This window comes from Lysinibacillus sphaericus (assembly GCF_005217585.1).
Classification (GTDB): Bacteria; Bacillota; Bacilli; order Bacillales_A; family Planococcaceae; genus Lysinibacillus; species Lysinibacillus sphaericus.
In genome coordinates, this window is the sequence record NZ_SZPT01000002.1 from 711,730 (window position 1) to 724,070 (window position 12,341).

At 38.2% G+C, this 12,341-nt stretch carries 16 protein-coding genes; 5 read left to right on the forward strand and 11 right to left on the reverse strand.

The window, feature by feature from the left end:
• Positions 1-14: 14 nt before the first annotated feature.
• Entirely contained in the window at positions 15-341 is a 327-nt protein-coding gene (locus FC748_RS09105) for a DUF4183 domain-containing protein (protein ID WP_233433801.1), read from the forward strand.
• A gap of 94 nt (positions 342-435) precedes the next feature.
• Here the strand turns inward: FC748_RS09105 and FC748_RS09110 are convergent, their stop codons facing one another.
• The 6 genes from FC748_RS09110 to FC748_RS09135 form a co-directional block, all read right to left on the reverse strand.
• On the reverse strand, positions 436-1,170 hold the full coding sequence (locus FC748_RS09110; protein ID WP_024363401.1) for a 5-oxoprolinase subunit PxpA: 735 nt from the start codon (positions 1,168-1,170) through the stop codon (positions 436-438).
• A complete protein-coding gene (locus FC748_RS09115; protein WP_108030487.1) occupies positions 1,160-2,032 on the reverse strand; it encodes a 5-oxoprolinase subunit C family protein in 873 nt (290 codons plus the stop codon). Before FC748_RS09115 ends, FC748_RS09110 begins: the two co-directional genes overlap by 11 nt.
• Positions 2,029-2,730, reverse strand: coding sequence for a 5-oxoprolinase subunit PxpB (pxpB, locus tag FC748_RS09120; RefSeq protein ID WP_108030486.1), 702 nt, complete (start codon positions 2,728-2,730; stop codon positions 2,029-2,031). Before pxpB ends, FC748_RS09115 begins: the two co-directional genes overlap by 4 nt.
• The gene (locus FC748_RS09125) at positions 2,714-3,328 is read right to left on the reverse strand and encodes a pyroglutamyl-peptidase I (protein ID WP_025219172.1); all 615 of its coding nucleotides are present in this window, start codon (positions 3,326-3,328) and stop codon (positions 2,714-2,716) included. Before FC748_RS09125 ends, pxpB begins: the two co-directional genes overlap by 17 nt.
• A 328-nt stretch (positions 3,329-3,656) precedes the next feature.
• The gene (locus FC748_RS09130; RefSeq protein WP_025219171.1) at positions 3,657-4,184 is read right to left on the reverse strand and encodes a hypothetical protein; all 528 of its coding nucleotides are present in this window, start codon (positions 4,182-4,184) and stop codon (positions 3,657-3,659) included.
• Positions 4,185-4,203: 19 nt separating this feature from the next.
• Positions 4,204-4,533, reverse strand: a complete 330-nt coding sequence (locus FC748_RS09135; RefSeq protein ID WP_108030485.1) for an immunity protein CdiI family protein — start codon at positions 4,531-4,533, stop codon at positions 4,204-4,206.
• Between the two features lie 399 nt (positions 4,534-4,932).
• Here FC748_RS09135 and FC748_RS09140 point away from each other — a divergent pair, with 399 nt between their 5' ends.
• From FC748_RS09140 to FC748_RS09150, 4 genes are all read left to right on the forward strand, one after another.
• A complete protein-coding gene (locus tag FC748_RS09140; protein ID WP_024363397.1) occupies positions 4,933-5,400 on the forward strand; it encodes a chemotaxis protein CheX in 468 nt (155 codons plus the stop codon).
• 238 nt (positions 5,401-5,638) lie between these two features.
• Positions 5,639-5,761, forward strand: coding sequence for a hypothetical protein (locus FC748_RS22415; protein WP_255313800.1), 123 nt, complete (start codon positions 5,639-5,641; stop codon positions 5,759-5,761).
• Positions 5,762-5,830: 69 nt separating this feature from the next.
• On the forward strand, positions 5,831-6,322 hold the full coding sequence (locus tag FC748_RS09145; RefSeq protein WP_024363396.1) for a cupredoxin domain-containing protein: 492 nt from the start codon (positions 5,831-5,833) through the stop codon (positions 6,320-6,322).
• Complete coding sequence (locus FC748_RS09150) at positions 6,309-7,964, forward strand: b(o/a)3-type cytochrome-c oxidase subunit 1 (protein ID WP_108030484.1); 1,656 nt, start codon at positions 6,309-6,311, stop codon at positions 7,962-7,964. Before FC748_RS09145 ends, FC748_RS09150 begins: the two co-directional genes overlap by 14 nt.
• 49 nt (positions 7,965-8,013) lie before the next feature.
• On the opposite strand, the gene FC748_RS09155 is transcribed toward FC748_RS09150, so the two are convergent.
• The 5 genes from FC748_RS09155 to FC748_RS09175 form a co-directional block, all read right to left on the reverse strand.
• Positions 8,014-9,510 (reverse strand): carboxypeptidase M32, encoded by a 1,497-nt coding sequence (locus FC748_RS09155; RefSeq protein ID WP_108030483.1) that lies wholly within the window; start codon positions 9,508-9,510, stop codon positions 8,014-8,016.
• Between the two features lie 339 nt (positions 9,511-9,849).
• A complete protein-coding gene (gene mdh / locus FC748_RS09160; RefSeq protein ID WP_024363392.1) occupies positions 9,850-10,794 on the reverse strand; it encodes a malate dehydrogenase in 945 nt (314 codons plus the stop codon).
• Positions 10,795-10,805: 11 nt separating this feature from the next.
• On the reverse strand, positions 10,806-11,153 hold the full coding sequence (locus FC748_RS09165) for a BMC domain-containing protein (RefSeq protein WP_108030482.1): 348 nt from the start codon (positions 11,151-11,153) through the stop codon (positions 10,806-10,808).
• Entirely contained in the window at positions 11,146-11,430 is a 285-nt protein-coding gene (locus FC748_RS09170) for a EutN/CcmL family microcompartment protein (RefSeq protein ID WP_108030481.1), read from the reverse strand. The genes FC748_RS09165 and FC748_RS09170 overlap by 8 nt, the downstream gene beginning before the upstream one ends.
• A 36-nt stretch (positions 11,431-11,466) precedes the next feature.
• On the reverse strand, positions 11,467-12,336 hold the full coding sequence (locus tag FC748_RS09175; protein ID WP_025219166.1) for a phosphate propanoyltransferase: 870 nt from the start codon (positions 12,334-12,336) through the stop codon (positions 11,467-11,469).
• Positions 12,337-12,341: the final 5 nt, after the last annotated feature.

Consider the following 12,341-nt stretch of genomic DNA (forward strand, 5'->3'; position numbering starts at 1 on the left):
TTGAAAGGAGGTGAATGCACGTGGCACTTTCCATTATTAATATTAATGTCAATGTTTCAGGCACATCCACGAAATTTTTTAATATTTTAGCAACACCACTTGCCATTACAGATGGTACAACACTTGCTGCAACAACGTTTTTGACTGACAGTGGTACTGCAGCAACTGCTTTCCCAGTCGTAATTAATGGCTACTATAATTTATATATCAATGGTGTGCTTCAAGAAGGTGATGCCTATACAGTTTCCGCAACAGAAATAACATTTAACACTGTGACAGCGACTATCTCGGCAGGCACTCCAATTATTATTGAAGCTGTAGAATTAGTGACAACTATTTAATAGCATTAGAAGAAGTATTTTGCTATTAAATCGAGTCATTCAATGTATTTTTTAATTGGATGGACGCTCTTTTATTGAGCATCCATCCATTTTGTTATCCTATTTGTTTTCTTAACGCAAAAATCTTCTTTGCAAAAGTCAATGCATGTGGGCCATCTCCATGTATACATAATGTTTGGGCAGAAAGTTGTATTTTCTTTTGTTGGACAGACATCACTTCATTGGCAGTTAAAATACCTTTGACATGCACAAGCATTTCTTCTTCTGTTTGAATTAATGCATTCGGCTCTTCTCTACTTACCAATGTCCCATCGTCATTGTAATGACGATCCGAAAAAACTTCCTCATAGACGCGTAAGCCCTTTTCCTTCGCAATATGCACGATTTTGCTACCTGCTAAACAATATAAAACATACGCTGGGTTTAAATCATATACCGCATTGACAACGGCTGTTGCTTTTTCTATATCATTGGCACTTTGATTATACAGTGCGCCATGTGGCTTCACATGATGAAGAATGCCTTTTTCTACCGAGACAAATGCTTGCAAAGCACCAACTTGATAGACCATCATATTATAAATTTCTTCCGCACTAACATCCATATTTCGACGCCCAAATCCTTGAAGATCAGGATAGCCTGGATGTGCTCCAATACGAATATTTTTACGAATAGCATTTTGTACAGTCCTATGCATGATTGTATGATTCCCTGCATGATACCCACAGGCTATATTAATTGACGTTACATAGTCTAAAATTTCGTCATCTTTGTCGAGTGTCAAAACATCCATACCTTCGCCCATATCACAATTAATATCAATTGGCATACGATTCCTCCGTTAGTACAAATCTTATTGTGTTAAACATACGCATTTGGGCAACTTTATGTAAATCATCTTCATGGATGGTAGCAATGATTGGATAGCCGCCGACTGTTTGGGCATCGGCCATTAAAACAATAGGCTGACCGCTTTGTGGCACTTGAATTGTCCCAAATTGGGTCGCTTCTGAAAGTATATCTTTCCTCGTTTTCAAATCGAGGACGTTCCCTTTTAAATAATAGCCCATACGATTCCCGCCAGAAAATTGATAGGAGCTAGCTAAAAATTGTTGGCTACTTTCTTCTGTAAATAATTGAAAATGAGGCCCTTTAAAAACCCTTACTGTAATAGCCGTATGAAAATAAGGGCGGTAAGGTGCATAAAGCCCTCTTGTCCATGATAATGGCGTTGCATGTTGCCCATACAACACACTGCCCACACATGGAGTACTATCTACCATTGGTAAGCTGGCTTTACTACCAAGTACAAGGTCTGTTTGAAATCCACCTTTAGGTGTGAGATAAACAATGGAGCCGTTCTTTACGCTTTTAATAGATAAAATATCTCCCTTAAATAATTGAAAGGTTTTCCACATTTCAATGGGACGTCCATTTAATAAACACAGACAAGGTGCACCAGTCAATACATAAGTTCCATCATTTAACGCTTGAAATTCAAAACCACCTATAAACATTTCAAACGACGTTTGGTCCACTGTCGCATTATCTACAATAGTATGTGCAACTTGAAATGATACTTTGTCCATTGGCCCTGATCGAGGGACCCCAAATGCTCGGTAGCCCTCCCTCCCTTGATCTTGTATGCTACCATAAACACCTTGTTTTTTAACAATAAGAAGTGGCTTCAATTGCTACACTCCTTTACTTTTATTTCTAAAAACGCCTGTTTGGTTATTTCGTAAAATTGTACTTGACCTCCAAGAGTAAAGAGAAAAGGGGCTTTCCTATGAATATCAAATAATGTGAAAGGTGTCTTACCGATAATATTCCATCCCCCTGGTGAATCGAGGGGATATATCCCAGTTTGTAACCCGCCAATACCGACCGATCCTGCGGACACAAGCGGACGTGGTTTTGTTAAACGTGGGACAAATAATTGGCTATGTAAGTCCCCTAAATAAGGAAATCCAGGTAAAAAGCCGATTAAATAGACACTATATACTTTATCCATATGCAATTTTTTTATTGCCTCAAATGGCAAAGCTGTAACATCCATCACACGGTGCATATCCAAAGCATATTCCTCATCATAACAAATTGGTATTTGTAATGGTTGGCTTGTTACTTCACCAACCTGGGCGTTCCTTTGCATTGTAAGCCATTGTTCTTGTAAGAAGGCTATATCTACTTGGTGTTTCACATATGCTGTAACCGTATGATAACTAGCAACACTTTCAATAAGATTGGTATGTAGCATTTTTTTCAAAAAGCGGTTAAACTGTTGGACTAGCTGAAAATTTTCTTGCGAAATGGCTTCATCGAAGGCAAAACGGATAGTGTATTGACTAATCCACATTGTATGAGGGAACTCAATGATTTGTTTCACGAATGGTTTCCTCGATACAAAGCTTAATGCACGTCATTAAATCTTGCATATTCCAACCTGGTATTTTGCCGTGCTGAATCGCTAATTCAAAAGATGCCGGAATATGAATAAAGCCAGCACGAATCCCTGTATGTTGCTTAGCATAAGCTAGCCCTTCATACATAATATTATTGCATAGATAGGTACCTGCCGTATTTGAAATTTCTGCAGGATAACCTTCTTTACATAATCGATCAACCATTTTCCGAATAGGTAAATTGGTTATATAGGCATCCTGCCCCCCATCATCAATGCTTTCATCAACAGGCACATAGCCATTGTTATCAGGCTCTCCATCTTTCACATTAATCGCTATGCGCTCTGGTGTGATCTTAAATCGTCCACCAGCTAACCCTAAGGACATAATAATTTCAGGCTGTATTTCCCCAATATATCGCTTTAACTGCTGCGCGGATTGCTGAAAATCAACGGATAGCGTCCGTCCAACAATTTCATAGCCGTCCATTATACTCCCGTTTAAACTTTCTACAATTTGCATCGTAGGATTGATTGTGTAATCTAAAAATGGGACAAAGCCCGTTAATAGTATTTTTTTCATATTCTTCACCTAATTTCAATCGGACATTGCTTTATCGCAAGCCCTTTTCATTTTTTTAATGAATACTGCAAAGTCGGTTCTCCAATTCCCCGAAATCTATAACCTGCAACCTGCTTCAATTTTATCAAACATTAAAAATAAATGCCCTTGATGGCTATTAAATTATGCTATTATTCTAAATTTTTTGTCCTATACTATTAAACTTTAGATGTTTCTTATCCAAGTTGAAATCCGAACTATAAAATTCATAAATAAAAGAGTATGACACAAGTCATACTCTCAGATTTCAGAAAATAGAATTTCATAGATTTTAGTAATGGATTGTCGTTCACCAATTTTTGTGTATCCATACTTCTTTAGGAGCTATTTGCTTATAAGAAGTCACTACTACATCTCCAGCTTTATCTAGTACTAAAGTAGTTTGCGTTGGAGAATGATAAAGAATTTTCGCTCCGGTATTTTTATCTACATATTTTGTTCCATATGCCATTGCGGATGCAAAATGCCTCTCAGTTATACCTCTTTGAGCAGCTCTTTCAGCTGCATGCTTAGAAATTTTCTTTACAGCCTGTTTTCCTACCCATTTGGCAACTAATCTTACTACGACTCCAATAACAATAGGAACAAATGGAAGAGCCCTTGCTTCAATTTGAGGCTCTTCTAAATTATTGTCAGAACCTCCATTATCATCTGAATCATCCAGATAAATTGCCCAATCAAAACCTTCAACACCCTCGTGGTAATCAACTATGTAATCATCTTCAAAAACTTCATCATCTTTTGCATAACTTACAGTTGTCCCAATAGTAGCAAATAAAAGAGTAAAAACCATTAAATGAACAAGTACTTTTTTCATTTAGAGTATTCCTTTCTATTTAATTACTATTCAAAAACATTGAAGAAGGTTGAAAAACAATTTTTTTATTTTTTATTTCACTCATCACTTTTTCCGTTAATCTTAGTCCTATTTCATTATGTTGTTTTTCTAGATTCTCACCTCCAACAATTAAGCTATCAGAGTCCACATTTATCCATGCTCCATAATCATTTATCCATGATCTTAACTGTATCTTTAAGGAATCAGAAATCTCCATTTTATCCATATCCAAATTAAAGCCACAAACCTTACACCATAATGGATCAGCACCAATATCTGCTTCCACTTTTATTTGCACAAGTTCCTTGCAATTACATAATGAACCCATAAATTCCACTCCCGAAAAATTGTGCATCAAATATATTATCTAAAGATTCAAGAGTATGACACAAGTCATACTCTTGAATTAAATATTAATGTACTGTAAAAACGATTGAAAATCAGTACCACAAACTATAGTACTATTAATTTAAATGTGCAGTCGCCTGCTTCATCACGTATTTCCCTACTCCAATATAAATAGCTACTGTTGCTCCAATGAAAACGAATGTCATTGCTGACCGCTCCTTTTCTTCTTATTATGTACACTATAGCACAAATTCGTTGATTTTGAAAATCATTCTCATTAATATAATATAAATTTCATCCGATTTCGTCAAGACATACTTTCATCTTACCCTTTCAGCATGGTAAGATGTAGAAAAGTCGGAAAAAGGATGCGGTAATGATGAGTAATTCGAAGTACTTTCAAACTATTTTAAACGGGACAATCCATGCATTAAAAACAATCCTACCTATGGACATCCAAGTGAAAGCGCCAAGTATTATTTCTGAGCCCTTTCAACAACAGCAAATGGGTGTATTAATTGGCCTAATTGGAGATGTAAAGGGACGTGTAATTATAGATTCCTCCCCTGAAGTATTTAGCGGTATCGGCAGTACAATGTTTGGTATGCCATTAGAAGGAGAAATGCTAGAATCCTTCACTGGTGAATTTGGCAATATGATTGCAGGTAATTTATGTACAGCAGTAGGACAGGAAAATTTAGAAATTGATATTACACCACCTACTGTTATGGTTGGTAACACAAAACTTTATGGTTTTGAAAAAGCATTTGTTCTACCAGTTACGATTCCCAACATTGGTGCACTTACGGTATTATTGACGATTGAAGAAGAAGTCATAACAAGTTAACTGTGGCTCTTTCAAACGATACATTCTATGTAACTACAGCTAGTATTTATGAATACGCTTTGTTATACGCATAAAAAGGAGTTGGCTCATATTAGAGCCAACTCCTTTTGCATTTCAATATTTCACATTTTTTTCACACATTCTACTTAGATGTGTGATTTTTTTCACATCAAATTGAATTGGATAGTAATATTATGACTTTAAGAAAGCTACTATGAAAGCTTAGGAGGGAGTAAAAATGGCTAATAATAAAAAACCAGAAGATAATCTAAAAGGTTCACTTTATGGCGTGTTCGGAGTAGGCTTTATCATTATTTTAATTTGGATATACTGCTTCAATTTATTTATGGACCGCTTTTAATTTCCTTAGTAAAAGGCACTATTTCATTAACATGATGTAAGTAATACAACAGAGGAGGACAACAGAGATATGCATATACATAAATATGAGAAGTACTGGTTGGTATTTGGCGTAGCTACGTTAGTTGCATTTCTTATTATTCTTGGTATCGGTGCATTCCATCAAGGCTCACATCCAAACAGTAATAAGAAAACCATCGATTATGAAAAAGTAAAAGAAATTGCACCATTTACAAATCCAGGTGTACACAAAGTGGAAGGAAAGGATTGGGATTATGAGGTGGTTATTTTAGCATCTGCTTTCTTTTACAATCCACCTGAAATTGAAGTACCACTTGGTTCAAAAGTAAAATTTATCGCAACAAGTGAAGACGTGATTCATGGGTTTGAAATTGCAGGCACTAATATTAACATGATGCTTGAACCTGGATATATTTCTGAATATGTAGCTGAAATCAATCAAACTGGTGAATTTTTAATAGTATGTAATGAATACTGCGGTACAGGACATACGCTTATGCATTCTATGCTGAAGGTGGTGGATCCAAATGAGTCTAAATAACGCTATGACAAAGGTGGATCGTCGTGATGCGAAACTAGCCCTTGCCCATGTTTATGTGGCATTTATCGCATTATTATTAGGTGGTCTCGCCGGTTTATTACAAGTATTTGTACGTTCAGGTCAATTCAAATTGCCAGCTGGTATTGGTTATTATCAAGTATTAACAGTTCATGGTGTCTTACTCGGTCTTATTTTAACAACGTTCTTTATATTCGGTTTTCAAATCGCAGGTGTTAGTCGTACATCTGGTACTTTTACAGATAAACAACGCTTGCTTGGATGGATTGGTTTTTGGTTCATGACGATCGGTACAGTTGCAGCTGCAGTCATGGTGTTATTAAATAAAGCAACTGTCCTTTATACATTTTACGCACCATTGCAAGCGCACTGGATTTTTTATCTCGGTTTAACACTCGTAGTTGTTGGCTCTTGGATTGGTTCGGCAGGACAAATATTGCGCTATGTTCAGTGGCGCAAAGAACATAAAGGCCAAACGTCTCCCCTACTATCTTTTATGGTAGTAGTCAATAATTTACTGTGGTTCGTTGCTTCTTTAGGCGTAGCCGTTTCTGTTTTATTCCAACTATTACCGTGGTCACTTGGTCTTATTGAACGCGTAGATGTATTACTTTCTCGTACACTTTTCTGGTATTTCGGCCATGCGCTCGTTTACTTCTGGTTATTGCCAGCCTATATGGTGTGGTATGTAGTCATTCCTAAAGTCATTGGCGGAAAAGTTTTCTCTGACTCATTGGCTCGCTTATCATTCATGCTGTTTTTAATTTTCTCAGTACCTGTTGGTTTACATCACCAATTAACAGAGCCTGGTATTGATACAACATGGAAATTTATTCAAGTAGTATTAACAATGGCAGTTGTTGTGCCTTCCTTAATGACCGCATTCTCTTTATTTGCAACGTTTGAATTACGTGGTCGTGAGCTTGGTGGTAAAGGACTTTTCGGCTGGTTTAAAAAATTACCTTGGAAAGATGCACGTTTTATCGTTCCATTTATCGGTATGCTTGCTTTCATTCCTGGTGGTGCCGGTGGTATTGTCAATGCATCTTACCAGATGAACCAACTTATTCATAATACTATTTGGGTTCCAGGGCACTTCCATTTAACATTTGCAAGTGCAGTTGTTTTAACGTATTTTGGAGCAGCATTTTGGTTAATCCCTCATTTAACAGGTCGTAAACTGACAAAGTCATTAAATTCACTTGGTATTGTTTCTGGCGTGCTATGGGCAGTAGGTATGACGATCATGTCAACAGCCATGCATATTGCAGGATTACTTGGTGCTCCACGCCGCTCTGACTATTCAGAATATGGCGGTGCACAACAAGCATATGATTGGATTCCCTATCAGATTGCGCAAGCGGTTGGTGGTACTATTTTATTTATTGCGATTTTAGTTATTACGTATGTCGTGATTAAGCTCGCTTGGTTTGCACCAAAAGGCGAAGAGGAATTCCCAATTGCTTCAATCCATGAAAGCAGTGGTCCAACACCACCTATGCTTGAAAACTTTAAAGTATGGCTGGTCATTTTAGTAGCGTTAATAATTTTTGCTTACACAATTCCAATCTTTGATATTATTTCAAATTCACCAGCAGGCTCAAAAGGCTTTAAGCTCTGGTAAAATATTTTAAAAACAAGCGATTTCTCATTGGAGAGAAATCGCTTGTTTTTTAGAGCTGATACAATTTTGTATATTTTTCTTGTAAATAGTTTGCAAGATACTTGGCATTTAAGCCTTCTCCTGTCGCCTCTTGTAGTAGCTCGAACGGCTTTTTCAGCGCACCGTATTGATGGACTTTGTCTGTTAGCCATTCGCGAATTGGCAGAAGCTCCCCTTTTGACAGTAAGTCATCAAAATTTGGAAGATCTTGATCCATCGCATGCTTCCATTGTGCCGCATAAATCATTCCTAATGCGTAGGATGGGAAGTAACCAAACATGCCCCCTGCCCAGTGTACGTCTTGTAAAACGCCCTTCGCATCATTGTCAGGTCGGATGCCTAAATATTCCTCATACTTCGCATTCCACACTTCTGGAAGGTCTTTTGCTTGTAGATCCCCATTGAACAAATCACGTTCAATTTCGTAACGAATCATAATATGCAGTGGATATGTTAGCTCATCTGCTTCAATACGAATTAGTGATGGCTCTACCATATTAATAGCACGAAGAAAATCATTTAACGGAACATCTCCAAACTGTGCTGGTGAATGCTTTTGCAGGCGTTCATAGTTGTGCTCCCAAAACTTTTCATTTCGACCAACCAGATTTTCATAGAATAGTGACTGCGATTCATGGATGCCTGTCGATGTCCCAGTTGCTAATAGTGTACCGGCAAGCTTGGCATCAATATTTTGCTCATACATCGCATGCCCACATTCATGAATCGTGCCAAAGATAGCAGAACGGAAATCATGCTCATCATATTTCGTTGTAATACGTGCATCGCCATGATTAATGCCAATCATAAATGGATGGACACTTTCATCTAAGCGACCTGCGTCAAAATCATAGCCAAGCTGCGTTAGCATCTCTAATGACAATGCTCGCTGTGCCTCTTTCGGAAATTGTTTAAATAACATCGTTGTATCTGGCTTATTTGGAGAAGCTGCGATTTTTTGGACAAGCGCCACAATCGTTTCACGTAATTCGCCAAATACTTGATCTAACACCTCCGTCGTCATATCTGGTTCATATAAATCAAGTAACGTATTGTATGTAGAACCGTTTTTAACGCCCCAATATTGTATAAATTTCTTTTGCCATTCAATGATTTGCTCTAGATAAGGTAAAAATTGCGCAAAATCATTTGTCGCTTTTGCTTCTTCCCAAACTGTTTCCGCTTTCGCTTGTAAAATAACATATTCTTTATATTCTTCAGCGGGAATTTTCTTATTTTGATCGTAATTTTTGCGTACTTCCTCGACTAAACGGCGTGTTACATAGTCCAGTTCTGTGTTTTGTGCCTCTAAAGCCGTCAGTAGTTCCCCTAATTGCTCACTCGTTTGCATGTCAAACAAGGAGGCCGATAATGTGCCAACTACTTCTGAACGCTGCGCTACCCCTTTCTTAGGTGCACCAGTACGCATATCCCAATAGATTACCCCCAATGCTTCCTGATAGTGCTGCATTTTTTTCACATAGTCTGTAAATTGCTGTACAGTCATATCCAATCATCCTCCTTTTTTACGTTACTAGTTTAGCATATTTCCGAAAATTTTGTATATTCGAGTGCCAGTCACCAAAACAATTTTGATAATTCAGAGTTTTAACACTACCATTATGCAATCTTCTGTGGAATGCACATCTCTCATGTCTTATCAGCGATTGCACAAATTATCATCAGTAATCTTTAGGCTTAAAAGCAAAGAACTCCCTTCTATTTGAAGGGAGCATTTATTTTAAAATGGGGGTTTCAACTAGTTTTATGCTCGGTTTCCAATCAAACATATTGTAAAGCAGACATATAACGTTGGGGAAACGCTATTTGTCTTCAAACATACTAGTTAAATGTTTTGGCAAATTTGTAATACTTGCTTAACGGCTTGTGCTGATTGATTGAGCGCCGTTTGTTCTTCCTGTGTAAGGTGCAATTCAATAACCGATTCAATGCCATTACCGCCTAAAATCGTCGGTACACCTAAAAATAATTCATGGTAGCCGTACTCTCCTTCTAACAGGGCAATGGAAGGAATAATTTTTCGTTGATCTTTCATAATTATTTCCACCATGTGCGCACAAGCAGCAGCTGGCGCATAGTAAGCACTACCATTGCCCAATAAGCCTACAATTTCACCGCCGCCTTTACGTGTACGTTCGACGATTTGTTGTAGTCTATCTTGGGGAATAAGCTTTTCTAACGGGATGCCTCCTGCATAAGAATAACGGATTAATGGCACCATTTCATCACCATGTCCACCTAATACAAATCCCGATACATCTTCGGGTGCAATTTGTAACTCTTGTGCTACAAATGCATTAAAGCGTGCGGTATCTAATACGCCAGATTGCCCGATAATACGATTTTTAGGAAATCCTGTTTCTTTATAACATACATATGTCATCGCATCTACTGGATTGCTTAATACAAGAACAATGCTATCAGGTGCATAGTGTTTAATTTGTCTCGAAACTTGTTGAATAATTTTCGCATTTGTCGTCACTAAATCATCTCTGCTCATCCCAGGTTTACGTGGAATACCGGCTGTAATAATAACGATAGATGCGCCTGCAATATCTTCATAATTACTTGTTCCTTGGATCGACACATTAAATTTTTCAATCGGCCCTGTTTGTAATAAATCCAGTGCTTTCCCTTTTGTTGGATTCTCAGCTTCTGGAATATCTAGCAACACAACATCGCCTAATTCCTTTTGTGCGAGGAATAAACTCAATGTTGCACCCGTGTGACCGGCTCCAATAACAGCAATTTTATTTTTGCGAAATGCCATTATGCTTCACCTCAATTGTCCGTAGTGGCTGCTTCTGTTGTTTTTTTAGCACGTGCCGGTGTTGAGACCGGTTTTTTCTTTGGCGTCTCTGGTCCTTTAATCATATTGAAAACATCTTCGTCTGGTCTAGGAATGACGTGTGCGCCTAATAATTCTCCAACGCGTTTTGCCGCCTCTTTACCAGCTTCGACTGCTGCTTGAACTGAGCCAACATCGCCTGTTACGACGACTGTTACAATACCACCATCGACAAATTCTTGTTTAACAATCGTGACATCAGATGCTTTAATCATCGCATCCGCAGCCTCATAAGACCCCACTAATCCCTTTGTTTCAATCATGCCAATTGCGCTACTCATTGTTTTCACCTCGCATTACATCTGTAGAGTCTATAATTCCGATTACAACTGCATCAATAGGGAGGGGATTGTCCTTCATAATATAACGGGAAGACCCTCCACTCGTAATCAGTACATCATCACCAATCCCTGCACCGATGCGATCAGCTGCTACTATTTCCGTACGAATTGGCTGTTGGTTGGAATCAATTGGTTGGATAATTAATAGTTTTAAGCCATTTAACCCTTCTTCCTTACGTGTTGCCCATACGCTGCCAATCACTCTTCCCATCTGCATAAACTCACCCTCTTTAGGTTGTCTGGATAATACTTATTATTCAGAGCGAATCGTTATTTTTTTATTCAGCTCTCGTATTTTGTCATAAGCTAATGCTGTCACGATGGTTCTTTTTGGCACGACAATTTCTTGAGCTTCGATTTCCAGTACATCTACCTGTGAAAGTAACTTTTTTTCAAAGTGATAGATAGATTGTTTTGCAGGCGCTTGCTTTGCGACTAGTGGCATTTCCTTTACAGTCAAAGGTTCCATCACTTGTCCATTAACAATTTCTGCAAAAGCACCTTGCTGAATTAAGCCTGCATTTGCTTCATCCGTATCAATATGCATTTCCAAACGATAGCGCTCAGATACACGAATCATCACATTGGATAAAATAATCGGTCGTAGTCCTTGCACTTTGATTTGTACCGACTGCCCATCTACTACTTGAAATCTTTCGCTATCGGCAGGAGACATATGAATATGCGCTTGTGCAATAATAAGACCTTCTGGCAAAACAACACTACCTTTTGGACCAATTAACGTCACAGGGCTAGAGTCTTTAATATCCCCAGAGATTCTTAATGGCGGCTTGACGCCGAGTTTCATCGCATCTGTCCAACTCACTTCTACTTGTGTTAACGTTCGGGCTGGACCTAATATGCGAACTCTTTCAATAGAACCTTTTGGTCCTGCAATGACGACCGTTTCTTCAGCAGCAAATTGTCCTGGCTGCGAAAGCTCAAACTTCGGCGTTAATTGATAGTTTTCTCCAAAAAGCTGCTCCACTTCTGCCTGTGCAAGATGTGCATGTCGCGCGGATACGCCGATTGGAATTTTACCGTCATCTGGGCGGGAAGGCTGATTTTTTAATACTTGCTGTAAAACTTCTTCGACGATTTTTTGCACTAATTGTTCTTGCATCAAAC

Bases quoted from the DNA above. Each gene is read 5' to 3' on its own strand.
- FC748_RS09105 (WP_233433801.1), top strand. From the start codon at position 15: ATGCACGTGGCACTTTCCATTATTAATATTAATGTCAATGTTTCAGGC.
- FC748_RS09110 (WP_024363401.1), bottom strand. From the start codon at position 1,170: ATGCCAATTGATATTAATTGTGATATGGGCGAAGGTATGGATGTTTTG.
- FC748_RS09125 (WP_025219172.1), bottom strand. From the start codon at position 3,328: ATGAAAAAAATACTATTAACGGGCTTTGTCCCATTTTTAGATTACACA.
- FC748_RS09130 (WP_025219171.1), bottom strand. From the start codon at position 4,184: ATGAAAAAAGTACTTGTTCATTTAATGGTTTTTACTCTTTTATTTGCT.
- FC748_RS09135 (WP_108030485.1), bottom strand. From the start codon at position 4,533: ATGGGTTCATTATGTAATTGCAAGGAACTTGTGCAAATAAAAGTGGAA.
- FC748_RS09140 (WP_024363397.1), top strand. From the start codon at position 4,933: ATGAGTAATTCGAAGTACTTTCAAACTATTTTAAACGGGACAATCCAT.
- FC748_RS22415 (WP_255313800.1), top strand. From the start codon at position 5,639: ATGGCTAATAATAAAAAACCAGAAGATAATCTAAAAGGTTCACTTTAT.
- FC748_RS09145 (WP_024363396.1), top strand. From the start codon at position 5,831: ATGCATATACATAAATATGAGAAGTACTGGTTGGTATTTGGCGTAGCT.
- FC748_RS09150 (WP_108030484.1), top strand. From the start codon at position 6,309: ATGAGTCTAAATAACGCTATGACAAAGGTGGATCGTCGTGATGCGAAA.
- FC748_RS09155 (WP_108030483.1), bottom strand. From the start codon at position 9,510: ATGACTGTACAGCAATTTACAGACTATGTGAAAAAAATGCAGCACTAT.
- mdh (WP_024363392.1), bottom strand. From the start codon at position 10,794: ATGGCATTTCGCAAAAATAAAATTGCTGTTATTGGAGCCGGTCACACG.
- FC748_RS09165 (WP_108030482.1), bottom strand. From the start codon at position 11,153: ATGAGTAGCGCAATTGGCATGATTGAAACAAAGGGATTAGTGGGGTCT.
- FC748_RS09170 (WP_108030481.1), bottom strand. From the start codon at position 11,430: ATGCAGATGGGAAGAGTGATTGGCAGCGTATGGGCAACACGTAAGGAA.
- FC748_RS09175 (WP_025219166.1), bottom strand. From the start codon at position 12,336: ATGCAAGAACAATTAGTGCAAAAAATCGTCGAAGAAGTTTTACAGCAA.